At 68.8% G+C, this 25272-nt stretch carries 20 protein-coding genes; 11 read left to right on the top strand and 9 right to left on the bottom strand.

From position 1 onward, the window contains the following. Positions 1-178 precede the first annotated feature (178 nt). On the top strand, positions 179-2290 hold the full coding sequence (locus tag NBY65_RS02160) for a hypothetical protein (protein ID WP_150039131.1): 2112 nt from the start codon (positions 179-181) through the stop codon (positions 2288-2290). Between the two features lie 240 nt (positions 2291-2530). On the opposite strand, the gene NBY65_RS02155 is transcribed toward NBY65_RS02160, so the two are convergent. Both NBY65_RS02155 and NBY65_RS02150 read right to left on the bottom strand, forming a co-directional pair. Further along, complete coding sequence (locus NBY65_RS02155) at positions 2531-4102, bottom strand: ABC transporter substrate-binding protein (protein WP_150039130.1); 1572 nt, start codon at positions 4100-4102, stop codon at positions 2531-2533. Between the two features lie 135 nt (positions 4103-4237). Further along, a complete protein-coding gene (locus tag NBY65_RS02150) occupies positions 4238-6442 on the bottom strand; it encodes a CHASE3 domain-containing protein (RefSeq protein WP_150039129.1) in 2205 nt (734 codons plus the stop codon). A gap of 272 nt (positions 6443-6714) precedes the next feature. Between NBY65_RS02150 and NBY65_RS02145 the strand changes: the two genes are divergently transcribed. The 8 genes from NBY65_RS02145 to NBY65_RS02110 all read left to right on the top strand — a co-directional run bounded on the left by NBY65_RS02145 (position 6715) and on the right by NBY65_RS02110 (position 16579). After that, the gene (locus tag NBY65_RS02145; RefSeq protein ID WP_150039128.1) at positions 6715-8376 is read left to right on the top strand and encodes a peptide ABC transporter substrate-binding protein; all 1662 of its coding nucleotides are present in this window, start codon (positions 6715-6717) and stop codon (positions 8374-8376) included. A gap of 20 nt (positions 8377-8396) precedes the next feature. Continuing rightward, the gene (locus tag NBY65_RS02140) at positions 8397-10064 is read left to right on the top strand and encodes a peptide ABC transporter substrate-binding protein (RefSeq protein WP_162530385.1); all 1668 of its coding nucleotides are present in this window, start codon (positions 8397-8399) and stop codon (positions 10062-10064) included. Then, positions 10061-11026 (top strand): ABC transporter ATP-binding protein, encoded by a 966-nt coding sequence (locus NBY65_RS02135; RefSeq protein WP_150039126.1) that lies wholly within the window; start codon positions 10061-10063, stop codon positions 11024-11026. Before NBY65_RS02140 ends, NBY65_RS02135 begins: the two co-directional genes overlap by 4 nt. Further along, a complete protein-coding gene (locus NBY65_RS02130) occupies positions 11023-11991 on the top strand; it encodes an ABC transporter ATP-binding protein (protein WP_150039125.1) in 969 nt (322 codons plus the stop codon). The genes NBY65_RS02135 and NBY65_RS02130 overlap by 4 nt, the downstream gene beginning before the upstream one ends. A gap of 5 nt (positions 11992-11996) precedes the next feature. Next, positions 11997-12950, top strand: a complete 954-nt coding sequence (locus NBY65_RS02125; protein WP_150039124.1) for an ABC transporter permease — start codon at positions 11997-11999, stop codon at positions 12948-12950. Then, positions 12947-13885 (top strand): ABC transporter permease, encoded by a 939-nt coding sequence (locus tag NBY65_RS02120; RefSeq protein WP_150039123.1) that lies wholly within the window; start codon positions 12947-12949, stop codon positions 13883-13885. The genes NBY65_RS02125 and NBY65_RS02120 overlap by 4 nt, the downstream gene beginning before the upstream one ends. A 216-nt stretch (positions 13886-14101) precedes the next feature. After that, on the top strand, positions 14102-15619 hold the full coding sequence (locus NBY65_RS02115; RefSeq protein WP_203330366.1) for a tannase/feruloyl esterase family alpha/beta hydrolase: 1518 nt from the start codon (positions 14102-14104) through the stop codon (positions 15617-15619). A gap of 30 nt (positions 15620-15649) precedes the next feature. Further along, positions 15650-16579, top strand: a complete 930-nt coding sequence (locus tag NBY65_RS02110) for a nucleoside hydrolase (protein WP_239002656.1) — start codon at positions 15650-15652, stop codon at positions 16577-16579. A 3-nt stretch (positions 16580-16582) separates the two neighbouring features. Here the strand turns inward: NBY65_RS02110 and upp are convergent, their stop codons facing one another. The 4 genes from upp to NBY65_RS02090 all read right to left on the bottom strand — a co-directional run bounded on the left by upp (position 16583) and on the right by NBY65_RS02090 (position 20203). Next, a complete protein-coding gene (gene upp, locus NBY65_RS02105; protein ID WP_150039122.1) occupies positions 16583-17224 on the bottom strand; it encodes a uracil phosphoribosyltransferase in 642 nt (213 codons plus the stop codon). Further along, complete coding sequence (locus NBY65_RS02100) at positions 17221-18492, bottom strand: GTP cyclohydrolase II (protein WP_150039121.1); 1272 nt, start codon at positions 18490-18492, stop codon at positions 17221-17223. Before NBY65_RS02100 ends, upp begins: the two co-directional genes overlap by 4 nt. A 120-nt stretch (positions 18493-18612) precedes the next feature. Continuing rightward, entirely contained in the window at positions 18613-19674 is a 1062-nt protein-coding gene (locus NBY65_RS02095; protein WP_150039120.1) for a serine hydrolase domain-containing protein, read from the bottom strand. Between the two features lie 46 nt (positions 19675-19720). Further along, positions 19721-20203, bottom strand: a complete 483-nt coding sequence (locus NBY65_RS02090; RefSeq protein WP_150039119.1) for a DUF3574 domain-containing protein — start codon at positions 20201-20203, stop codon at positions 19721-19723. A 273-nt stretch (positions 20204-20476) separates the two neighbouring features. Here NBY65_RS02090 and NBY65_RS02085 point away from each other — a divergent pair, with 273 nt between their 5' ends. Together NBY65_RS02085 and cnbZ are read left to right on the top strand one after the other, a co-directional pair. Continuing rightward, on the top strand, positions 20477-20911 hold the full coding sequence (locus NBY65_RS02085) for a response regulator (RefSeq protein ID WP_162530384.1): 435 nt from the start codon (positions 20477-20479) through the stop codon (positions 20909-20911). 93 nt (positions 20912-21004) lie between these two features. Then, entirely contained in the window at positions 21005-21754 is a 750-nt protein-coding gene (gene cnbZ, locus NBY65_RS02080) for a 2-amino-5-chloromuconate deaminase CnbZ (protein WP_150039117.1), read from the top strand. Between the two features lie 31 nt (positions 21755-21785). Here the strand turns inward: cnbZ and NBY65_RS02075 are convergent, their stop codons facing one another. The 3 genes from NBY65_RS02075 to NBY65_RS02065 form a co-directional block, all read right to left on the bottom strand. Further along, a complete protein-coding gene (locus tag NBY65_RS02075; RefSeq protein WP_250265618.1) occupies positions 21786-23363 on the bottom strand; it encodes an ABC transporter substrate-binding protein in 1578 nt (525 codons plus the stop codon). Positions 23364-23576: 213 nt separating this feature from the next. Beyond that, on the bottom strand, positions 23577-24116 hold the full coding sequence (locus NBY65_RS02070) for a cytochrome b (protein WP_150039115.1): 540 nt from the start codon (positions 24114-24116) through the stop codon (positions 23577-23579). Continuing rightward, on the bottom strand, positions 24113-25210 hold the full coding sequence (locus NBY65_RS02065) for a catalase family peroxidase (protein ID WP_150039114.1): 1098 nt from the start codon (positions 25208-25210) through the stop codon (positions 24113-24115). Before NBY65_RS02065 ends, NBY65_RS02070 begins: the two co-directional genes overlap by 4 nt. Positions 25211-25272: the final 62 nt, after the last annotated feature.

Genomic DNA, 25272 nt, shown 5'->3' with positions numbered 1-25272 from the left:
GAAACGAAGGTTTCCCGCCAGGCCGTTGGCGTTCCCAGCGTCAGTGTGCCGCCGTTCCTGTTGCCGGCATAGCTCGCTGAGGTGCTGAAACGCGCCTCGTGGCCTGCCAACTTGACAATGCCCTCTCTGGCAATGAAACGAACGAAATTTCCGAAAAGGCGGAACAAAGGGGAACACGATGCCAGATTCGACCATAAAAAATATCTTCTCTTTTTTATATAAATACAAAAATTCAAACGATAGTTATTTTGGATGGGTCGTGGACGACGGAAGCCGTAGCTTGAAGGTGGGGCAGACAATTGCCGGCGGCAATGGCAGCTATACCATTGTTGGCAGATCTCCTGCCGACAATATCCCCTCCGGCACAGTGAAGGTGGCATCCTATTTCAGTGCCGGGACCGCCAGGACATGGGGGACCCTCGGCCAGCCATCATATTTCTTGACGCCATCGGGAACAGCCGGGCTCGGGTCGGAACGGGAGTCGCTCCTGACCGAGGGGGAACCCCGTTTCAGCCCGTCCGCTCCGGTCGGCATGCCTCCAGGTCGGACGCTTAAATACCGCTATGTTTTTAATTATGCGGATGGCAATTCCTATAGCGGCGTCGTCATCGATGACGGCAGCTACGGCTATAGGCCCGGAAAGGTCATTCCGACACCATTCGGTAGCTATCTTGTCACTGATGCCGCCGGCTTCGAGGAACCGTCGTCTGGCTATGTGAGCGTGTCGAGCTATACCGACGCACGCACGGCAACGACATACACTGCGCGCCAGTTCGACTACAAGTTTCTCGGTCTGAACGGACTCGGAAGCGAACAGTACATGGTGCCGGATGCCACCGGGGACCAGACCTATTCAGGAAAGTTTGGCCCGGAACCGCAGTTGCCCTCCAGTCCCAGGGGCGCCACCTATGTCTGGATCGGCGGCGCACGGGGCGCCTTCGCCAGCCCCGGGAACTGGCGGAACATCGCCACCGGACGGACGGCGACGACAGCGCCGGGGAGAAACGACGCCATATGGTTCACGGCCGGCACCGCCGAGGTGACCGGCGCCGTCGATGTCTTCTCGATGGTCGTCAGGAACGGCGCCCAGGTCACGCTGCGCGGAACGCCCCAGGACACCGACCGCTTCGGCGCCGTGGACATCGTCGGAGGTGGCCGCCTGACCGTCCGCGGGGCAAAACTGGGGGCGGGAGCGAAGGTCGTGGTGGGCGCGGGCAGTGTGCTGGACATCTCCCAACGCACCGTTCTGCTGCCCAGTCAGGATGACCTCGACGCGGGACGCCTTGAGAGCCTCACCTTGCAGGCCCCGGCCGGGTCCGGCCGGCCGGGAGGGAAGCTGGTGCTGGGAAGCGGCGACCTGGCGCTGAACTCCGTCTATGGACCGGACAACCAGAACGCCGGCCACGGCAACGGCTTCGACCCCCGTGCCGGCATCAGCGGCACCGGCGACTTCCTGCCGCCGTACACCGACCAGCCGGAGCCCGTGGTGACGCCGCTGTCGAATCCCACCGACAGCCAGCATCCTCTGACCCGGATCGACTTCGGCACCGTCCATGTGGGGGATACAACCGTCAAGGGATTCGCGATCGAGAACCTGTCCGGCAACGGTGGGCCGTCCGTGCACGGCGCGATCCAGACGACAGCCCACGGCGGCTCCGTCACCGATCCCGGCCTGAGCGGCGCCGGTGTGACCGCACAGGATTTCTCCATCGGCGGGCGCGGCGGCCATCTCGAATACCCGATGACCCTGCATGCCACCAAGGCAGGGTCCCTGAAGGGACAGTCGGTCCACGTCGCCTACCAGACCGCGCTGGATGCCTATGGAAGAATACCGGGCTCTACGACATATTTCGATGTCGGCCAGACGCTCCCGATCACGGGCAAGGTCCTCAACCATGCCGCGCCAGCGTTTCTCAGACAGTCCGGGCAGGGGACGCTGACGCATTCCGGCAACGCCTGGACACTTGACCTGGGCATGGTGCACGCCGGCGGCGCCGACAAGGTGGTTTCGCTGGCCGTGGCCAACACCGCGGCCGGGCCTGCCGACCTGCTCTCCGGCCGTTTTGCGGTGTCGGGCTTCCCTGGAATCCTGATGAGCGGGGCGTCGCCCTTCGCCGGCATTGGGGCCGGGCAGGCGAGGGGGGGACTCAAGGTCAGGGCGAGCGCCTCGGCGACGCCCGGCCCGCACAGCGCGATCCTGGTGCTGCATTCAACGGGGAGCAACGCGAGCGGGTACTCGAAGGCGCTGGCCGATCAGATCCTGACGGTGCGCGACGTCGTAGCGGCATAGCCCCCGCATTGCCTTACCTGAAATGCTCCCGAGCTACCCAACCTTCACTGACTGCAAAAACGCGGTGCCGACGTTCCTGCGCGATGAGATGCCGCGGAAGTAGCCCGGTATTGATCGCGGTCCACATGGTGCGATGCGGCGCGGCCGGAAGCCGTCGGGGCGGGCGCAGCTGGATCAGGCATGGACAACTCCTGTGCGTTGTCCGGAGCCAACGCACAGGAGCCGCGAAAGTGGAAGGCGTTACTTCACCCGTACCCAGCGCAGGGGGAAGTAGTTGTCGGCCGGCTGGGTCAGCTCGATATTGTTCTTCGCCGCCCAGGTGATGCGCTGCTGGTGCAGCGGGATGTAGCCGACCTCGGTCTGCACGATGCGGGCGACCTCGCTGATCATCGCCTGGCGCTTCGCCGGATCGAGCTCGGTCGCGATCAGCGGTTCCAGCTCGTCGATGCGCTTGTTGGAATAGCCGCCGGAGTTGTTCACCCCCAGCCCCGGACGGCCGCGCGTGGCCAGCAGGGCACGGATGGGATTGGCGGCGTCATAGGTGTTGGGGGTCCAACCGAGCATGTAGAAGCTGGTGTTGTACTTCGGATAGCCAATGTCGCCGAAATAGCGGACCTTGGTGCGGGCGAACACGTCTACCTTGACGTTGATCCGCGCCAGCATGCCGGCGATGGCGGTGCAGATCGCCTCGTCGGCGATGTAGCGGTCATTCGGGCAGTCCAGCGTGACCTGGAAGCCCTCCGGGTAGCCGGCCTCGGCCAGCAGGGCCTTGGCGCGGGCGAGGTCGACCGCGGGCCGCTTGTCCAGCGCCGCGTCATAGCCGTTCACGCCGGGGCCCCACATCATCCAGGTCGGGCGGCCCTGGCCGCGCATCACCCGGGTGGCGATGGCCTGCTCGTCGATGGCCAGCGCGAAGGCCTCGCGGACACGCTGGTCCTTGAACGGGTTCTTGCCCTTCACCGAGGAGAATTGCAGTTCGTCACGCACCTGGTCGAAGCTCAGGAACACCGTGCGCAGCTCCGGCCCCTGGATCAGGCGTACGTCCTTGGAGCGGCTGATGCGGTCGATGTCCTGCGGCGGCACCGCGTAGACCATGTCGATCTCGCCCGAGAGCAGGGCGGCGACGCGCGTGGCGGCCGAGGAAATGACGGTGTACTCGACACGATCGAGGTTATGCCAGGGCTTGTCCCACCAGGTCGGGTTGCGCTCCAGCACCGTGCGGCGGTCGGGCTCGCGCAGGGCGAGGCGGAACGGCCCGGTGCCCATGGCGTTGCGATGGGCGAAGTTCTCGGTGGTGCCGACGATCGCGACCTCGGCGGCCCCGTTCTTCTCCATCCAGGCCTTGGGCAGGATCAGGAAGTTGGTGAACGAGGACGGCAGGATCGGATCGGGCAGCTTGGTCTCGAAATCGACCGTCAGGTCATCGACCTTGCTGATCCCCTTCACCGAGGCGACCGCGGTGCCGGTGCTGGCGGTCTTGCCGGTGATGCGGCCATAGCTGAAGACCACGTCGTCGGCGGTGAATTTCGTGCCATCCTGCCAGGTGACCCCGGGCCGCAGGTGGAAGCGCCAGACCGTCGGCGCGGTCTGCTCCCACTTCTCCGCCAGCGCCGGCTCGAGCCCGAGCTTGCGGTCGCGCCGGACCAGCGGCTCGTAGATGTTGGCGAGGAAGGAATTCTGGACTGTCTCGTCGAGCGTGTAGGGGTCCATCACCCGCACGTCGCCGTCATTGGCCCATTTGAAGGTCACGGCCTGCGCCGGGGCGGTCGCGACCGCGGCGGCGAGGCACAGGATAACGATCCGAAACTGCATTCTTCTCATCCTTGCGAGGACGAGACAGGATAGCCGCAACCCTGTCCTGCACAAGGGATATGCCGCCTACTTGCGGCCGGCGGGCGTCATTGCCCGATAGCCACTGGAGTAGCGTGTTGTTTCGACCCTGTTACACTATGTCTTGCTGACCGTGTCCGCCGGGCACGCGGCGAGGAGCTGGGCCACCTTGCGCGCCAGCCGCTCGCGGTCGAACGGCTTGCCGATCAGGTGGACCCCGTCATCCAGCCGCCCCTGGTGGACGATGGCATTCTCCGTATAGCCGGACATGTACAGCACGGGCAGGCCGGGCCGCAGCGCCAGGATGCGCTCGGCCACGTCGCGGCCGCGCAGGCGGCCGGGCAGCACCACGTCGAGCAGCAGCAACTCGATCGCGAGCGGGCTGGCGCCGAAGACGCGCAACGCCTGCTCGCCGTCGGCGGCCTCCAGCACGCGGTAGCCGAGGTCGCGCAGCATGGCGGCGGTGATCTCGCGCACCGGCGCCTCGTCCTCGACCAGCAGGACCGTGGCCGAGCCGCGCGGCAGCTCGGCGGGCGCCTCGGTGCGGGCCAGCCCGGCCGGGGCGGCGCCGATGGCGCGGGGCAAATAGAGGCGGATCGTGGTGCCTTCCCCCGGCTCGGAATAGATCTTCGCGTGCCCGCCGGATTGCTTGAGGAAGCCGAACACCATCGCCAGCCCGAGCCCGGTGCCCTTGCCCACCGGCTTGGTGGTGAAGAACGGTTCGAAAGCCCGCGCGGCCACCGCGGGCGGCATGCCGGTGCCGGTATCGGACACCGCCAGCATGACATAGTCGCCCGGCGTCACCTCGGCATGGGCGCGGGCGTATTCGTCGTCGAGCACCTTGTTGGCCAGCTCGATGGTGAGCCGGCCGCCCTCGGGCATGGCGTCGCGCGCGTTCAGCGCAAGATTGAGGACGGCGTTCTCGAGCTGGCTCTCGTCGGCCATCGCGGGCCAGAGCCCGGCGGCATCGACGAAGCGCAGCTCGATCGCGGCGTCGAGCGTGCGCTGCAGCAGCGGCATCAGCCCGGTCAGCACCCGCGAGAGATCGAGCGGCTGCGGGGCAAGCGGTTGCTTGCGCGCGAAGGCCAGCAACTGGGCGGTGAGGGTGGCGCCACGGCGGGTGGCCCATTCCGCGCGGTCGAGCCGCGTCAGCAGCGGGCTGCCGGCCTCGAGGCGGCTGCGCAGGAATTCGAGATTCCCGAGCACCACGGTCAACAGATTGTTGAAGTCGTGCGCGATGCCGCCGGTGAGCTGGCCGATCGCCTGCATCTTCTGCGATTCGCGCAGCACCGCCTCGGCCTGGGCGCGGGCGGTCATGTCGGAGATGGTGAGCACGAATCCCCCGTCCGGCAGGGGGGTGCGCCGCACTTCCAGGCTGTGCCGGTCGCCGGCGCGCTGGCGCTCGTAGACGATCACCTCGGTGCCGGGGCGGGGGCCGCGGCGGAACTGGAGCTGCGGTTCGGTCTCCAGCAACGGCGTGCCGGCTTCGGTGGTCTGTTCCACGATGGCCGCGTAGGGCGTGCCGGACCTGACCATGGCCGCGGGCAATTGCAGCAGGTCCTGGAAGCAGGCGTTCCAATCGACCAGGCGGCGATCCGGCCCGAACACGCCGATCCCCTGGCTCAGGCTGTCGAGCGAGGTGCGCAGGCGGTCCGACAGGGTCTTCTGCTGCGCGAGCATGCGCTGGTGGCGGTCCGCGGCGCGTGCCAGCAGCAAGGTGCCGAAGCCCAGCAGCACCACGGCGACGGTGGTGCCGGCGAGCACCCCCTGCAGGGTGGCCTGCAAGGAGGTCTCGGCCGTGGCGATCCGCTCGGCGAGCAGGGTCTGTTCCTGTGCCGTCATCGCCAGCAAGGCCGTCGTGATGTCCTCGCGCAGGGCGCGGCCGCGGCCGGAGCGGACGACCGCCACCGCTTCGTCGGGGCCGCTGCTGCGGCGCAACTGCACGGTCTGCGCCAGTTCCTCGAGCTTGCGCTGCATGGCGGGGGCGAGGACGGCGATGCGGGCCTGCTGCGCCGGGTTGTCGGCGGTCAGGGATTGCAGCCGGCCCTGCAGCAGCGAGATGGTGTCGAGCGCCTCGTGGTAGGGGCCGAGGTAGGCGTCCTCGCCGGTCAGCAGGAAGCCGCGCTGTCCGGTTTCCGCGGCCCCGATGGCACCGTCGAGCTGGCGGATCGTCAGCAGGACCTCGTAGGAATGGCGCACCCATTCGCGGCTGTCCCGCAACTGGTCGAACTGGCGCCAGCTCGTTGCCCCGAGGGCCACCATGACGACCACGAACAGGCCGATCAGCAACAGCCCGGCGCGCTTCAGCAGATATTGCTTCATGGGGCCTCGCGCGCGGTGAGGCGCGTTGGGGGGCCGGACGCGGCCGCACTGGCCGGCTCGGCGTGGCGAGTCCCCGGGATGCTGGCGATGTCGGGCAGGAGCACCCGGCAATCATACCGGCTTGCGACGGGGGCAACAACACCACGGCGTTGAGGGCCGGGGTGGGGCGGCGACGGTGACGCGAAAGGCGAGAGGGCGCGTTGACTTGCCGCGATGGCACCGGTTTGATCGCGCCCGGCCGCCCCGGCCCGCAGGTTAAGGAACAGGACGAGATGAAGCTCCGCGCCGCCATCGCCACTGCCGCCGCCCTCGGGGCGGCCGCGCTGCCCTTCGCAGCGCCCGCTCAGGCCAAGGATGACCTGGTGATCGGGGTCGCGCAGTTTCCTTCCAGCCTGCATCCCTCGATCGATGCCGAGGTCGTCAAGAACTACGTCGTCGGGCTCGGCTTACGTAAAATTACGGCCTTCGACGCCGACTGGAAGGATTCCTGCCTGCTCTGCGCCGAGCTGCCCACGGTGGCGAACGGCCTGGCCAAGATCGAGCAGGGCGGCGAGGGGATGGCGGTCACGCTCCGCCTGAAGCCCGACCTGAAATGGGGCGACGGGACACCGGTGACGACGCGCGACGTCATGTTCACCTGGAAGGCCGGCAGCGATCCCGCCTCGGGCTGGTCGAACGTCAATTCCTGGAAGCGCGCCCGCAGCATCGACGTGGTCGATGACCACACCGCGGTGCTGCACCTGGATAAGGTGCGGGTGGACTACAACCAGTGGGACGAGCTGCTGCCCGCGCATGTCGAGGCGGCCGTGCACGATGCGGCCGGCAACACCGCCGAGTACATCAAGCAGACCACCTTCAACCGCGCCCCGACCACGCCCGGCCTGTGGAACGGCCCCTATCGCATCACCCAGTACCAGTCGGGCAACCAGGTGGTGTACGAGCCCAATCCCGCCTGGAGCGGCACCAAGCCCGGCTTCAAGCGGATCGTCCTGCGCGTCATCGACAACACCGCGGCGCTGCAGGCCAACCTGCTGTCGGGCGATGTCGACATGGTGGCGGGCGAGGGCATCGGCCTGACCATCGACCAGGTGCTGGCGCTGCAGAAATCCCAGCCCGACCGCTTCACCTACATCTTCCGGCCGAGCCTGAACTACGAGCATATCGACCTGCAGAAGGACAACCCGATCCTGGCCGATCTGCGGGTGCGCCGCGCGCTGCTGCATGCGATCGACCGGCAGACGGTGGTCAAGCGCCTGTTCGAGGGCAAGCAGCCGGTGGCCGACACCTGGGTGAACCCGCTGAACCCGAATTATGCCCCCGGCGCGGCGACCTATGCCTATGACCCCGCCCGCGCCAAGGCGCTGCTGGCGGAGGCCGGATGGAAGCCCGGCCCGGACGGCATCTGCCGCAATGCCAAGGGCGACCGCCTGTCGCTGGAATTCACCACCACCGCCGGCAACAAGCTGCGCGAACTGACCCAGCAGGTGCTGCAGAGCCAGTGGAAGGCGTCCTGCGTCGAGGTGGTGATCAAGAACGAGCCCGCCCGCACGATGTTCGGCGAGACCGTCAAGAAGCGCACGTACACCGGCATGGTGATGTATGCGTGGTCGAGCGGCGTCACTGAAAGCCCGCTGCGCACGCTCGCCAGCAGCCAGATCCCGACCTCGGCGAACAACTGGTCCGGGGCGAACTACATCGCCTTCGACAACGCGCGGATGGATGAGCTGATCGCGACCGCGGAGACGCAGCTCGATCCGGCGAAGCAGAAGGCGGCATGGGCGGAGATGCAGCGCATCTACGCCGAGCAACTGCCGGTGCTGCCGCTGTTCTTCCGCTCCGAGGCGCATGTGGTGCCGAAGTGGCTGACCGGCTACGCCCCGACCGGCCATGGCGACTATGCCGTGCTGTGGGCGGAGAACTGGCGGTCGAAGTAATGGCCCCGGGCGGGCCAGGCATGCGGACCGGATGGCGGCGGCGGGCAGCCACGGCGATTTTCGCCGTGGCGCTGGCCGCCGTTGCCGCGCCGGCCTCGGCGCAGCCGCGCGAGACGCTGACGATCGGGGTGTCGCAGTTTCCCTCGACCCTGCATCCGGCGATCGATCCGGAAGTGATCAAGGCGTACGCGCTTGGGTTCGCCCTGCGGCCGATCTCCGCCAATGACAAGGACTGGAAGAATACCTGCCTGCAATGCACCGAGCTGCCGAGCCTGACCAACGGGATGGTCCGGTTCGAGGGCAAGGGCATGGCGGTGACCGTGACGCTGCGCCCCGGCCTACGCTGGGGCGACGGCACCCCGGTGACGGCGCAGGATCTCGCCCTGGTCTGGAAGGTCGGCAACGATCCCGCTTCCGGCTTCGCCGAGATGGCGTACTGGCAGCGGATCGACCGCGTCGAGGTGGTGGACACGCTGACCGCGGTCATGCATTTCCGCGAGCCCTGGACCCAGTTCGACCAGTTGCCCACCCTGTTGCCCACGCATCTGGAAGGCCCGGTCGCCGAGGCGGCGACCGCCCCCGGCGAGTACGGCCGGAAAAGCCTGTATGTGCGGGCGCCGACCACGCCGGGGCTCTACAACGGCCCCTACCTGATCACGCAATACGACTCCGCCACGCAGATCATCGTGCTGGAGCCCAACCCGTACTGGGGCGGCCCCAAGCCGGGGTTCCGCCGCATCGTCCTGCGCAGCATCGGCAACACGGCGGCACTGCAGGCCAACCTGCAATCCGGCGACGTGGACTTCGCCCCCGGCGATGCGCCGTCGCTGACGCTCGACCAAGTGCTGCAATTGCGGCGGCAGTTTCCCGCCCGCTGGACCTACCTGTTCCGTCCTGCGCTGGGCTACGAGCATATCGACCTCAACCTCGACAACCCGATCCTGGCCGATGCGCGCGTGCGCCGCGCCCTGCTGCTGGCGGTGGACCGGCAGGTGCTGGCGAAGAAGCTGTCCGACGGCCTGCAGATGGCGGCCGTGAGCTTCGTCCATCCGCTCGAGCCGATGTATGACGCAAGTGTTCCGGCGTCGCCGCACGATCCGGCCCGCGCCCGCGCGTTGCTGGCCGAGGCGGGATGGCATCCGGGCGCCGACGGCATCTGCCGCAACGCCCGCGGCGAGCGGCTGGCGCTCGATTTCCGCACCACCGCCGGCAACCGGGTGCGCGAGCTGGCGCAACTGGTGCTGAAGGACCAATGGAAGGCGGTGGGCGTGGAGGCGCTTATCCGCAACGAGCCGGCCCGCACCCTGTTCGGCGAGACGCTGCGCCAGCGCGCCTTCACCGGCATGGCCATGTACGCCTGGTCGACGCCGATCGGCTATCCGCCGCGGCAGACCCTGGCTTCCGATCACGTGCCCACCGAGGCCAACAATTATGGTGGCTCCAACTACATGAATTTTCGCAATGCCCGCATGGATGCCGCCATCGCCGTGGCCGAGACCGACCTGGACCCCGGCCACCAGAAGGCGGCCTGGGCAGAGATGCAGCGGATCTATGCCGAGGACCTGCCCGTGCTGCCGCTGTTCTTCCGCACGGAAGCCTATGTGCTGCCGACCTGGCTGAAGGGCGTGGAGCCGACCGGGCATTCCGCCTACAGCAGCCTCTGGGCCGAGCAGTGGCGCGCGGAATGAGCGAGCCTCTGCTGGACGTCTCCGGACTGCGCGTCACCTTCCCCCGCGCCGGCGGGGTGCGGCAGGTGGTGGCGGGCATTTCCTATGCCATCGCCGCCGGGCGCACGCTCGGCGTGGTGGGCGAGAGCGGCTGCGGCAAGTCGGTGACCTCGCTGGCGTTGATGGGGCTGGTGCCCTCGCCGGGACGGGTCGAAGGCTCGATCCGCTTCGAGGGGCGCGAACTGGTCGGGCAGTCCGCGGCGGCGTGGCGCCGGCTGCGCGGCGAGGCCATCGCCATGGTGTTCCAGGAACCAATGACGGCGCTCAATCCGGTGATGACGGTGGGGCGGCAGATCGCGGAAGCACTGGTGCTGCATCGCGACGGCGTCGGCTGGCGCGAGGGCGAGGACCAGGCGATCGGATTGCTCGAGGCCGTCGGCATCAATTCCCCGAAGGACCGCGCGCGCGCCTATCCGCACCAGCTTTCCGGCGGCATGCGCCAGCGCGCGGTGATCGCCATGGCGCTGGCCTGCGAGCCGAAGCTGCTGATCGCCGACGAGCCGACCACGGCCCTGGACGTGACCATCCAGGCGCAGATCCTCGACCTGATGCTGGATTTGCAGGACCGCATCGGCATGGCGATCCAGTTCATCAGCCACAACCTCGCCGTGGTCAGCGAGATCGCCCATGAGATCATCGTGATGTACGCAGGCCGGATCGTCGAGCGCGCCCCCGCCGAGGCGCTGTTCGCGACCCCGCTGCATCCCTACACCCAGGGGCTGATCGCGACCCTGCCGGATCCGGCGCACCGGGTGGCGCGGCTGCCGGTGATCGCCGGCGGCGTGCCGGACCTGGACGGCGATGGCGGCTGCCGCTTCGCCGATCGCTGCCCGCGCGCCGATGCCGGCTGCCGGGCGGCGGAACCGGAGGCGGTGGAACTCGCCCCCGGCCACGTGGTCGCCTGCTTCAAGGCCGGCCAATGAGCGGGGCCGCGGAGCTGGTGGCGCTGGAGCGCATCAGCGTGCATTTCGCCCTGGGCGGCGGTGGCCTGCTCGGTGGCCGCCGGCGGGTGTTGCGGGCGGCGCAGGACGTGTCCTTCAGCATCGCCGAAGGCGAGACGCTGGCGCTGGTGGGCGAGAGCGGCAGCGGCAAGAGCACGCTCGGCAACGTGGTGGCGGGGCTGCAGGTGCCGACCGCCGGGCGCATGCGCTTCCGCGGCAAGGAGATGGACCGGCCGACCTGGAAGGCGGCAAGGCGCGCCATCCAGATCGTGTTCCAGGACCCGTTCAGCGCGCTCGATCCGCGCATGCCGGTCTCCGACATCATCGCCGAGCCGTTGCGCATCCAGGGCAGCGCCGGCCGCGTCGCCCGGCAGGAACGCGCCGCCGAGCTGGTGCAGCAGGTTGGCTTGCCGCGTGACGCGCTGAACCGCTATCCGCACGAGTTCTCCGGCGGGCAGCGCCAGCGCATCGCCATCGCCCGGGCGCTGGCGCCCGCGCCGGCACTGATCGTGGCCGACGAGCCGCTCTCGGCGCTGGACGTGTCGATCCAGAGCCAGATCCTGAACCTGATGAAGGACCTGCAGGAGCAGCACCGCCTGTCCTACCTGTTCATCAGCCACGACCTCGCGGTGGTGAACCACCTCGTCGACCGCGTGGCGGTGCTCTATCTCGGCCGTCTGGTCGAAGTGGCGCCGCGGGCGGATCTGTTCGCGACGCCCTCGCATCCCTACACCCAGGCCCTGCTGGACAGCGTGCCGCGCATCGGCGTGCGCCGGCGGCATCGCACCATCCGCGGCGAGATGCCGAGCCCGCTGAACCCGCCACCGGGCTGCGTCTTCCATCCACGCTGCCCGAAGGCGCAGGAGATCTGCCGCGTCGAGCCGCCGCAACTGGCCTCCGCACCCGGGCGAACGACCCAGCTCGCCGCCTGCCATTTCAAGGATTGAGGGCAATGAGCCGCTTCATCCTCCGCCGCATCCTGCAGGCGCTGGTCGTGCTGCTGGTCATGTCCTTCGTGATCTACAACCTGATCGGCCTGATGCCGGGCGACCCGATCGACATCATGCTCGCCTCCACCCCCGGGGTGACGCCGGAAGTGGTGGCGCAACTGCGCAAGATCTACGGCCTCGATGAGCCGCTGCTGCTGCGCTACTGGCATTGGCTGATCGCGGTGCTGCAGGGCGATTTCGGCTATTCGCGCGTGCATTCCGCCCCGGTGCTGGACGTGCTGGCGCCGGCGCTGTGGCAGACCTGCAAGCTGATCGTGCTGTCCTTCACCCTCGCCGTGGTGCTGTCCTTCGCGCTCGGCATCGTCGCGGCGCTGAAGCCGGGCGGGTGGGTGGACGGGCTGGTCAGCCTGTTCGCCTTCGCCGGCATCTCGGTGCCGGTGTTCTGGCTGGCGCTGATGATGATCCTGGTGTTCGCGGTGGAGCTGCACTGGTTCCCGGCCAGCGGCATCGCCACGGTCGGCGACGGCAGCTTCGCCGACGTGGCCAGGCATCTGGTGATGCCCGTGCTGACCCTGGGACTGGCCCAGACCGGCGGCTTCACCCGGTTCGTGCGCGCGAGCATGATCGAAACCCTGCGCATGGACCACGTGCGCACCGCCCGCGCCAAGGGGGCGGGCGAGGGACGGGTGGTGCTGGTGCACGCCTTCCGCAACGCCCTGCTGCCGGTGGTGACGGTGATGGCGCTGAATTTCGGGTCATTGTTCGGCGGCGCGCTGCTGACCGAGACGATGTTCGCCCAGCCGGGCATGGGCAAGATGATCTACGACTCCATCCTGGGCAACGACTTCAACCTCGCGCTGAGCGGGTTGCTGTTCGCCACCCTCATCACGTTGCTGAGCAACCTGGGCGCCGATATCGCCTATGGCTGGCTCGATCCGCGGATCACCCTGTCATGAGCGTGACCACCCTCCCGGCCGAGGCCCCGCGCACCGAGGCCGCCGTCGGCGTCTGGCGGCTGCGCCTGCGTCGCTTCCGCCGCCACCGCCCCGGCATGATCGCGCTCGGGGTGCTGCTGCTGCTGGTGGCCTTCGCGCTCGCCGCCTATCCGCTGCAATGGCTCACCGGCATCGATCCGGACGCGACCGATCTGCTCAGCCGCTTCGATCCGCCCTCGGTGGAACACTGGCTCGGCACCGACGAGGCCGGGCGCGACGTGCTGATGCGGCTGATGGTGGGCGGGCAGATCTCGCTGCTGGTGGGACTGCTGGCAACGCTGTTCGGCGGCATCCTCGGGCTTTTGATCGGCATCGTCGCCGGATATTTCGGCGGCAAGGTCGATGCCGCGCTGATGCGCTTCACCGACGGCATGATCACCCTGCCGCTGTTGCCATTGCTGATCGTGCTCGGCGCGGTGGACCTGACCAAGCTCGGCTTCTCCGCCGACTTCGCCCGCTCCGGCGCCGCGGGGTTCTGGCGCATCGTGGTGATCATCGCCCTGGTCGACTGGACGGCGATCGCCCGCATCGTGCGCGCGGCCACGCTCAGCGTGAAGGAACGCGACTACGTGCGCGCGGCCCGGGCAAGCGGGGCCGGGGCGCCCTACGTGATGCTGACCCATGTGCTGCCCAACGTGGCGACGCCGATCATCGTGGCGGTCACGCTGACCGTCGGGCGGGTGATCCTGTTCGAATCGGTGCTGAGCTTCCTGGGCTTCGGCGTGGTGCCGCCAACCCCGTCCTGGGGAAACATGCTGAACAACGCACAGGAACTCGTGACCACCGCGCCGGCGCTGGCGGTCTATCCTGGGCTGCTGATCTTCCTCACCGTGATCGCGGTCAATTTCCTCGGCGACGGGTTGCAGCACGCTTTCGACCCGCGCTCGGAACGCTGACGAAGGAAGGCAAGGGCTTCGCCCTTGACCCACCAAGGGCCACAAGGCCCTTGGATCCCGCGACGCGCTGCGCGGCGGGTTCCAAGGGCTTTGCCCTTGGTGGAGGTCCAGGAGGCAAAGCCTCCTGGCGGGGGCGGGGCAGCGCCCCGCGCGACGCTTGCATCACCTTGGTGCCTTGACCAAAGTTCCGATGGGGAACGAAAGGGAGGCACCAAGATGAGGCAGGCGCTGCTCGGAGGCGTTGCCGCGATCCTGTTCACGGCGCTGGGACAGGTCGTCCCGGCGAAGGCTGCCGCCGATTGCGGGGCGCTCGTCCGCAACAAGCTGGACAACGTGAACCTGCTGTCTGCGGTCGAGGTGCCGGCAAGCGGTGATCTGCCGGCCTATTGCCGTGTGCTCGGCTATGTGCGCCCGGCGATCAATTTCGAGCTGCGGCTGCCGATCGAGGGGTGGAATGGCAAGTTCTACATGGTCGGTTGCGGTGCGTTCTGTGGCATGCTGGAATCCGACCGGCCCGGCTTCACCAATGCGATGAATTTCGGCCTGCGCCGCCGTTATGCCGCCGCCACCATGGATTCCGGCCACTGGGGCGCGAATTCCGGTGATGGGCGCTGGGCTTTCGCCAATCCGGTGGCCGAGGCGGACTGGGCCTGGCGGGCGGTGACCGAAACGGCGCGGGTCGGCCGCGCGATGGTGAAAGCCTATTACGGCACCGAGCAGAAGCACGCCTATTTCGCCGGCTGCTCCACCGGCGGGCGGATGGCGGGGGTGGAGGCCAGCCGGTTCCCGGCCGATTTCGATGGCATCGTCATGGGGGCGCCGGCGCTGGATTACACCGGGCTGGTGGCGACGTTCTTCGCGTGGCTGGTGCAGGCCAATACCGGGGAGGACGGAAAGCCGATCGTGACATCGGAGCGTGTGCCACTGATCCAACGCCTGGTGGCGCAGGCCTGTCACGCCCAGGACGGGCTGGTCGAGGATCCCCATGCCTGCAACGTGAAACCGGCGACCTTCCAGTGCAAAGCTGCGGGCGGGCACGATTGCCTGAGCACCGCCGAGGTCGGCGTGCTGGAGAAATGGTACGCCGGACCGAAGGACAGCCAGGGGCGGCAGCTTTATCCGGGTGGGCTGCCGCCCGGCAGCGAGGCGAACTGGCCGATCTGGCTGACCGGCCGGCCGCCGGCAAACGCGGTCATTCCGTTCTTTGTGCGGGATTTCCTGCGCTACATGGCTTTCGAACCGGATCCGGGACCCGGCTACGAGGTCACGCAATTCGATTTCGATCGTGACCCGCCGCGTCTGGCCCGCATGGCGGCGCTGTACAACGCCGCCACCTGGGATCCGGCGCGCGGCGAGGTGGTGCCGGCCGACCTGTCCGCCTTCGCACGCCGCGGCGGCAAGCTGGTGATCTGGCACGGCTGGGGGGACCCGATCGTGACGCCCGATTTCACCATCGCCTGGTACGAGGCGCTGGCACGCAAGGCAGGTGGGATCGAGAAATTGCAGGGTTTCGCTCGGCTTTTCATGATCCCCGGCATGGATCACTGCGGTATCAGCGCGGACAATGCCTCGGTCACGGAGACCGGCATCGATCCGCTCTCGGCGCTGGAGGCCTGGGTGGAGCAGGGCACGCCACCGCACGCGCTGCTGGCGACGAAGCGTCGGCCGGATGGTGGCACGCAGTGGCAGCGCCGCATCTGCGCCTGGCCGGACAAGAGCTGCGCCGCGCCGTAGGGGCGCGACCGCACCAACAGGAGGGTTCCGATGATGTCACCGCCGCATCCCGTGGTGATCGATTGCGATCCCGGCACCGATGATGCCATCGCGCTGTTGCTGGCGCTTGCCTCGCCGGAACTGGAGGTGCGGCTGGTGACGGCGGTGGGCGGCAATGTCGGGCTCGGGCGCACCCTGGCGAATGCGCGGGCGGTGGTCGGGCTGAGCGGGCGGGCGGTGCCGGTGATGGCCGGGGCCGACCGTCCGATCATGGGCCGCTTCGCCGCGGCCGCCTATGTCCACGGCGAGGATGGGCTGGGCGGCGTCGCCTTGCCGGAAGGCCCGCCGGCCGCGCCGGGCCTGGCCGCGGATGCGATCCGCGCGCTGCTGCGCGCGGCCGTGCCGTGCAGCGTCACGCTGATCGGCATCGGTCCGGCCACCAATCTGGGGCTTGCCCTGGCGACCGAGCCGGCGCTCGCGGCGCAGGTGCGGGAAATCGTGCTGATGACCGGCGCGGTGGGCGAGGGCAACGTGACCCCGGCCGCCGAGTTCAACGCCTGGAACGATCCCGAGGCGCTGGCGATCCTGTTGCAATCGGGCTGCCCGGTCACGCTGGCGACGCTGGAGACGACGGCGCAGGCGCTGTGCACGCCGGCGCGGGTCGCGGCGTTGCGCGCGCAAGGCGGCGGCGCGCCGCTGCGCGCGGCCTGCGAGATCATGGCGCGGGTGCCGCCCTCGGCGCGGCTGGGCGGGGCGGGCCATCCCGAGCACGATGCCTGCGCCGTCGCCTGGGCGGTGGCGCCGCATCTCTTCACCACGCGGGATGTGCATGCCGGGGTGGAACTGGCCGGCCCCAGCCGGGGCCGCACCAACATCGCGCGCTTCCGCCTGCCGGGGCCGGCGAATGCGCGCCTGCTGGAGAAGCTGGACGCGGAGGGGTTCTTCGCGTTGCTCGGGGAACGGCTCGCGGCGCTGCCGTGAGGCTTACTTGGTCCCGTACAGACGGTCGCCGGCGTCACCCAGGCCCGGGCGGATGTAGCCGTGATCGTCCAGGCAGCGATCGATCGAGGCGGTGAACACCGGCACGTCCGGATGCTCGGTGGTGAAGGTGGTCAGGCCCTCCGGGGCGCAGATCAGGCAGACCACGCGGATCTGCGCCGCCCCGGCTTCCTTCAGCCGGGCGACGGCCGCCGCGACGGAATGGCCGGTCGCCAGCATCGGGTCGACCACGATCACCAGCCGTTCCTGGATGTCGTCGGGCAGCTTCAGGTAGTACTCGACCGGCTCCAGCGTCTGCGGGTCGCGGTAGAGGCCGATATGGCCGACGCGCGCCACCGGCACCGCATCGAGCATGCCGTCGAGGATGCCGTTGCCGGCGCGCAGGATCGGCACGAAACACAGCTTCTTGCCCAGCAATTGCGGCGCCTGCATGCGCTCCAGCGGGGTCTCGATCTCCACCATGGTCAGCGGCAGGTCGCGCGTGACCTCGTAGCACATCAGCAGGCTCATTTCGCGCGCGATGCGGCGGAAGCCGTTGGTGGACGTCTCGCGGTCGCGCAGCAGCGACAGCTTGTGCTGGACCAGGGGATGGTCCAGCACGGTGACAGAGGGGAAGGCAGACGTCATGCACCGAGCTCCCGGCCTTTCGCCTGCGCCAGTTCAGCGGCGTCAGGCACGTGCGCGGTGAAGTAGCCCGCCGCTCTCTTGGCGTCCATCTCCACGCTCGCATCGGCCGGGATGAGGTCATCGGGGATCGGCACGCGTTCCAGCACGGTGATGCCGGAGGCCACGATCGGCTCGAACTTCATGTTGCTCATCGACACCAGACGGTCGATGCGGGTGATGCCCAGCCAGTGCAGCACGTCCGGCATCAGTTCCTGCAGGCGCATATCGGCGACGCCGGCGACGCATTCGGTGCGGGTGAAATAGGCGTCGGCGCGGTCGCCGCCCTGCTGGCGCTTGCGGGCGTTGTAGACGAGGAATTTCGTCACTTCCCCGAGCGCCCGGCCTTCCTTGCGGTTATAGACGATCACGCCGACGCCGCCCTGCTGGGCGGTCTCGATGCAGACCTCGATGCCGTGCGCGAGATAGGGGCGGCAGGTGCAGATATCGGATCCGAACACGTCCGAGCCGTTGCATTCGTCATGCACGCGGCAGGCGATGCGGGTCTGGGGCCGGCCAAGCCGCGCCGGATCGCCGAACAGGTAGACGCTGGCCCCGCCGATCGGCGGCAGGAACAGTTGCAGGTCGGGCCGGGTGATCAGCTCGGGGAACATGCCGCCGGTTTGCTCGAACAGGCCGCGGCGCAGCGTGGTCTCGTCGATGCCGAAACGGTCGGCGATGCCGGGCAGCCACCAGACCGGCTCGATCGCCACCTTGGTCACGCGCGCATCGCCGGCCGCGTTCAGCACTTCGTCGTCGGGCGCGAGCCGGCCGGCCCGGATCGCCTCCGTGATTTCCGGCATGTGGATATGCGCGCGGGTCACCGCGATGGTGGGACGGATGTCCCAGCCCTCGGCGAGGCGGCCGGCGAAGGCCTCGCCGACCATGTGCCCCCAGGGATCGAGCGAAACGATCCGCCCTGGCTCGCTCCATTGCGGGAACGGGCCGATCGGCGCGGCTGGCGCGGTGTTGGTCAGGTCCGGGCGGTGCCCGGGGTCGAGTTGCCCGGCCGCCACCGCCAGGGCGCGGTACAACGAATAGGATCCGGCATGGGTGCCGACCGCATTGCGCGCGCCCGGCGAGGTGAGCGTCGCCACCACCGGGCCGCGGCTGGCGGGATCGGCGGCCCCCCAGGTGATCGGCGGTGCCTGCGGCGTGCCGGTGCGCGGGTGGGACGTCAGAACGATCGGTCGGGTGGGTCGGCGGCCATTGGTGCCACGGGGCGTCAGCATCCGGTCCTTCCCCCAAAGGATCAAAACGAAAGGTTACGGAGCCGGCCGGCCCCGGTCCAGTTCGCGATGATGGTGATGCGGTGACAGAATGGGGAAGAACCGCCTGCCGTGCCGGATTGGTCAGTCGCGGACCGCGGCGAGCACGTGGCGATTGAGAATGGAGACCGGCACCCAGCTCTGCAGTGGGTCGCCGTACAGCCCGGCATGCACCAGGACGACCAGATCAAGCGTGGGCAGCACGAACAGCCGTTGCCCGCCCCAGCCGTTCCCGACCACCCATTCCACCGACCGCCCCCGCAGCAGCGAGCGGCCGAGCCACCAGTGATAGCCGTAGAAATAGGTCGGTTGGCTGTCGAAATGCGGTGCGGTGGACTCCGCGATCCAGTCGGCCGGAACCAGTTGCCGGCCCTGCCACGCGCCATGATGGGCCACGAGCCGGCCGATGCGCAGCAGGTCGCGCGGGCGCATGCGCAATCCCGAGGCGGCAACGGGATCGCCGTTGCGGTAACGCACCCAGTCGATACCGGCGATGCCGAGCGGATGGAACAGGAATTCCTCCGCCAATGCGTCGAGCCCGCGGCCGCTCGTCTGCTGCAGGATGCAGGCGAGCAGCGCCGTCGTGCCGCCATTGTAGCTCCAGGTCTCGCCCGGTTCGGCCACGAAGGGTTGCTCCAGCACGTAGCGGTACGGATCCGGGGCGTCGGTCATGCGCCGTTCGGAGTTGGCCGGGTCGCTGTAGGGACGGTCCTCGTCCCAGGCGAGGCCCGCCGACATGGTCAGCAGGTGGCGCAGCGTCAGGCGCAACCGCGACGCGCTGCGCAGGTCGGCGTAACCGGGAAGCAGATCCAGCACCCGCGCGTCGAGATCGCCGATCCAGCCCTGCGCCCGCGCGATGCCGCACAGCAGCGAGGTGACGCTCTTGGTGATCGAGCGCAGGTCATGCGGCACCTCCGGCCCGAAGCGCACCTGACGGGGCGGGCCGCCCCAGGTCTCGTCGCGCCCGCTGAAGTAATGCTCGCAGACGAGGCGGCCGTGCCGGGCCACCAGAACGGCATGGATATTGGCTTCCGGCCAGGCCGCGAACCGTTCCGCGATTCGTGCGAGCGGCGCCGGATCGAGCCCCACGCTCGCGGGAGAAGCCATCTCCCAGCCGTCGTCACCTGTTGCGCGGGCATCCGGCATCAACGCGACTCCTTCGGTGGAAAGGCCGGCAGGACCAGGGAACCGGTCAGAACGAGGCGCAACCGCGCGATACCGTCAGGCCGACCGAATCCTGGTCGAAGCGGGAACGATAGGTAGTGCGGATTTCCTCGATCCGGCGCATGGTTTCGGCGTCCGGGTCGGTCACGATCGTCACCACGCTCGACCGTTCCGAAATGATGCGGCCGGTGGCCGGCTGGCGCCATTGGCCATGGCCGTCCAGCACCGTCAGCCCGTCGGGGAAGCGGGGCGTGACCGTCCCGGCGAGGAACTGCCGCCAGGACTCGTCAGTGATCGGCCGGTCCGGTGTGCCCCGACCGAAATACAGGGTGACGATGGCCTGCGGGCGCCCCGCCATGCCGGCGCAGGCCACGCCGGGGTCGGGGGCCGTGCACCCGCCGGCCAGGCAGAGCCATGCGGCCGCCGCCAGCACCATGGCCGGGACCGCGCCCCGGCCCCGTTCGCCCGGGCGGGGATGGTTCCCGCCATGCCGCGGCCTCAGGCCGGTCATCGGCTGCTTGCTCCTGTGCCCGTTCCAGTCATGCCCGCCGGTGTGGAGGCGGAAGCCGGATGAGGATAACAGCGGTTGCGTCGGGAGCGGGCGGGGGACGCATATCATCACAAATACGTGATATCAGGTGAGGCGATCGAGCCCCGCGTGCGGCTGAATTCCTTGGTGGCGCTGACCCCTTGCAAGATCGCAGCTTAGGGGTGGCAAGCCGGAGTAATTCAATTTTTACGGATTTTGCTAAAAATTTGAACAAACGTATCCGGTTCTATAATCTTGACCCCAATCAGCCTGGGGGCGAACGTGGCGCGGCGAATTATCTTTGTCGAGAACGACCCACTCGTTCTCGAATTTCTTAACGATCTCGTATCGGATGTTGGATACGACTGCCTACTTTTTACCAATCCCCTTGATGCCCTGGAGGCGATCCGTCACAGCCAGGGCGAACTGGCGCTGGTGACCGATCTGTTCATGCATCCGATGCTGGGAAGCGATCTTGCGGCTGAATTCCGCCGCCTTCATCCTGGCCAACCCGTGATCATCATGACCGCATCGGTCGAGCGGGTTCTCCCCCACATCGCCGAGGGCGATATCGTGCTGCGCAAGCCGTTCTGGGGACGGGACCTCCTGTCGATCATCACGGAGCTTCACGCCCGCGAGTGCCAGCTCTTTGGCGAGGGGAAGCTGCCTGTCGCCAAGCCTCCCGCCTGAGCCTTCCTCGCTTCCGGCCTTCCGTCGCCGGCCCCGCGCGATGTCGCAATGACCTGACTGGCGTGCCTGGTCGCGACGGCGTAGGAAAGGTCCATGGGAAACGTCATCGATTTCGCTGCAGGCGGCTACCGGTTCGTCCCGGGGGTTACCCAGTATTCCGGTGGGGTCGCGGCGCTGCCCGGCTTTGCCATCATCCGCATGCGTTTCGAGGATCCGGTGCCGCTCGCCGACGGGTTTGAGCGCATCGCCACGCATCTGCGCGCCAATGGTCGCCCCAGCACGGCCCTGTGCGCCTGCGAGCTGCGTTCCCCCGAGCCGTTCAGCGAGCCGGAGTTCGAGGAATTCAACCGTCGTTACTGCGGCACGCTGGATCGCTGGGGGCTGCTGCAGGGTGGGGCCACTCCGGTCGCGCGCGTCAATGTCTGCCCCGAGCTCGACCGCCCGCCGGTGCCGTCCTTCCACGCCTTCAGCTATACCGTGCGTGACGCCGCCGCCGCCCCTTCCTTCGTCATCGCCGGCTGCGCCGAGGCGCCGGAAGGCAGAGGCAGCTACCGCGAGCACATCATCGCCCGCGGCGATGTCAGTCCCGGGGGAATGCTCGACAAGGCGGACTGGGTGCTCGGCGAGCTGGAACGACGCATGGCCGTGCTGGGCTTCGGCTGGGCGGACACCACCGCCGTGCAGGTCTACACGGTCCATGACATCTTCCCGTTCTTCGGCCCCGAGATCGCCCGTCGCGGCGCCGCCCGGCATGGCGTGACCTGGCAGTTCTGCCGCCCGCCCGTGGTCGAGCTGGAATTCGAGATGGATTGTCGCGGCGTCGCGCAGGAACGGGTGCTGTAACGCAGGACGGCGCGGGCGTGCCCGCGCGGGGCTACACCTTCCTGACGCCGTGGAACTGCGGAAAGCCGCGCGGCACGTCGAGCAGGGAAGCGCGGTAGGCGGTCGGCTGGAAGAACACGCCGGTCGGAATGGAAGGCACGGTCTCCAGCGCCAGCGTCTGCATCTGCCGGCAGATTTCCTTCTGCATCGCCGTGTCGGAGGTGCCAAGCCAGCTCTGGCGCAACCGGTCGAGCGCAGCGAGCCCGCCCGGACCCTGCTGTCCCGGCCGGGCGGGGAAGGCGAGGCTGCTGCAGGTGGCCGGGGTGAGCGCGGCAACGCCGGGAATAGCATCGCTGAGCGCATGCCACCCCTCCTCGATCGTGCCGAGCCTGGCCGGGGACAGGCCGCCCGGGTCAGGCGGCAGCACCCGATACTCCACATCGAGGCCGATGCGCGACCAGGCATCGGCCACCACCCGGCCCTGCGCGGCCAGGCCGGGCTGGTCGGCCGCCGCCAGCAGGATCAGCTTCTCGCCGCGATAGGAACTGTCCTGCAGCATCCGCGCGGCACGGGCGCGGTTCGGCGGATCGCGCAATGCCTGCAGGCCGGCTTCGCTCGCCATCGGCGTGCCCGGCAGGAACAGTCCGCAGGGCGTGCGCCACATCGATCCGTCGGTGCCGGTGATCGCCGCCATGGCGTCGGACTGGCTGATCGCCCCAAGCGCCGCCCGGCGCAGCTCCACGTCGTCGCACGGGGCCGCGTCCAGGTTGAGACGCATCAGGCCGCACTGCCCGGCGGTATCGGCGATTTCGAGTCGCAGCGCCGGGTTGCCGCGCAGGATCGGCCAGAAATCGGCGGCGGGCTGTTCCCACCAGTCGATTTCTCCCGCGGCGAGAGACGCGGCGGCGTGCGCGGCATCGGGGATGATGCGCCACTCCACCCGGTCGAAATGGGCGATCTTCGGGCCGGCCATCAGGCTCGGCATCCCGGAGGGGCGGGGGATGTAGCCGAGATTGCGCGCATAGGCGACGCGCTGGCCCGGCACCCGTTCCTCCGGCAGGTAGCGGTACGGGCCGCTGCCGATCACCTCGGTGCAGTCGACGCCCGGATCGGTCATGGCCAGGCGTTCGGGCATGATCACGGCGAGGCTGGGGGCGGCCTTGCCCAGGGCGTCGGGCAGCAGCGGGAAGGGACGGTTCAGCCGCAGGCGCAGCCGCCGGTCGGAGAGCGGGGCGATCTCGTCCATGACATCCAGCAGCGCCCCGCCGAACGCATCGCACCGCGCCCAGCGCCGCAGGCTCGCCGCCACGTCGCGCGCCAGCACCGGCGTGCCGTCGTGGAAGCGCAGTCCCTCGCGCAGGGTCAGCGTCCAGCTCCGGTTGCCATCTTCGACGACGTGGCCTTCAAGCATCTGCGGCTGCGGCTTCCAGGCCATGTCCACGCCATACAGCGTGTCGAACACCAGCAGCGCGTGGATGCGGGTCGCGAGGGTGGTGTTGCGATGCGGGTCGAGCGACACGAGATCGGCCGCGGGAACGAACGTCAGTACCCTGTTGCCCTGGCCTGCCCCGATCCGCGGCGCAGCCAGAAGCATTGCTGCCGTGCCAAGCACCAGCCCGCGTCGCCGCATCCTGTCCCAATCCCCTTCGGTGCGCATAGTTTGCGCCTGCCCGGGTGGAAGGCTCAATCCCGTGACAGCCCTGGCCCGTGACAGCCCTGGCCCGTGGCCCTGGTCGGTGACAGCCCCGGCACGCCTTCCTGCCACAGGCTTAATCGTTATCCGTTGCCAAACGATGATACGCGCCGGCAACACGATCGCGAGGGCACAGCATGTCAGCGGATGTCAGCGCCGCGGCCAGGGCGCCATGGCGGCGAAGACCCCGTCCTGTCGGATCAGCAGGTGGAACAAGGCCGCCCCCAGATGCATCAGCACGGTGAGGAAGAGCAGATAGGCCAGCCAGGTGTGTGCGCCGCGCAGCAGGGCGTAGAGCCCGGCGTCATGCGGCGCGATCGGCGGCAGGTGCAGCGGTCCGTAAAGCACGATCGGGTAGCCACCGGCCGACAGCATCGACCATCCCAGCAGCGGCATCGCCAGCATCAGCCCGTAGAGCACGACATGCGATGCCCCGGCGGCGGCCTTCTGCCAGGCCGGCAGATCATCCGGCAAGGCGGGCGCGCCATGGCGCAGCCGCACCCCGATCCGGATCAGCACCAGCAGCAACAGCAGGATGCCGAGCGGCTTGTGGAGGGCGACCAGGGCGACGTAGCGCGACACCGAACTGACCATGCCCACGCCGATGAACAGCATGGCAAGCAGCAGTGCCGCCATCAGCCAGTGCAAGCCGCGTTGCAGCGGCGCGAAGCCTGCGGCGGGCGGGGTCATTTTGCGCCTCCCGTGGCAGGACGCGGGGCAGGCAGGTGCCCGGCCTCGGACTCGCGGCGGTTGAAGGAATTCGCATAGGCGGGAGAGCGGGCCAGCAGAATCGGATCCTCCGAGGGCTCGATGCCGGCAGGCAGCACCAGCGGATCGAAATTCAGGTCGCGGCACGGGCCATTCGCCTCCGCCTCGGCCCGTTCCACCACCAGCGTTCCGACCTGCACCTGCTCGCGCTCGGACGGCCAGGCGCGGGTCGGGTCGTTGACCGGGTCGCCGGGCTCCGCCACGGTCACCATCAGGTTCCAGCGCAGCGGCGCCTCGCGCAGCCGCGCCATCAGGTCCTGCGCCAGGAAGTCAGGCCCCAGCTTCGCCAGCTCCGCCGGCGTGGTGGCCTGCTGCGGCACACTCGCCAGCATCGACCAGCGCACGTTCCGGCGCACTCCCGCCGCATCGACGAAGCGGAACGCATTCAGGCTGTTGTAGCTCTCCTCGGCGTAACTCGCGGTCCAGGGCGCGGTACGGGCCCATTCGACGAAGGGAGCGGTTTCCGGATGCGCCGCCGCGAAGCGCTGCAAGGCTTGCGGATCGGGCCGGCCGGTTGCCGGATCGACACGGGCGGCGACCGTCTGCTCGTAGAAGGCCTCCGGCGTCGCGAGCGGGAAGACCGGCATGGCGTTCATGCCGCTCCGCCATTCCTGCCCGTCCGGGGCGGTCACGCGGATCGCCATGCTGCGCACCCGCCCGCTGGCATCCGGCGCCTGCGGGTCGCCCGTGGCGATGGCGAAGCGGCCGACCACCGGATAGCGCCCCGCTGCCAGGACCGGCGCGGCCGAGAGGCGCTGTCCGGCTCCGTTCGCCTCGAAGGTCCCGGTGAAGCAGACCCCCTTCGCATGGTTGCGGCGATGACCCACCGGGTCGCCGCCCCGCGCGCTCAGCGCATCGACGATGCGCTCCGGGGTCAGCCGGCCGGGGCTGAGCCAGCCCGCCACATAGGCGAAGCTGCCGGCCAGAAGGCCGAGCACGGCGCCGATGAGGGCGAACCGCCCTGCCAGGCCCGTCATCGCGCGCAAGCGCGGGATCGGAGGCGGCTTTTCTGTCATCCGGATGCTCCTGGCCCGTCGCGGGCACCTCGGTGAGACAGTTGAGATGCCTGACACCGCCC

Source organism: Rhodovastum atsumiense (genome assembly GCF_937425535.1).
GTDB classification, from domain to species: Bacteria; Pseudomonadota; Alphaproteobacteria; order Acetobacterales; family Acetobacteraceae; genus Rhodovastum; species Rhodovastum atsumiense.
The sequence above is the reverse complement of the archived record's forward strand: the minus strand, read 5'-3'. Positions and strand labels throughout refer to the sequence as shown.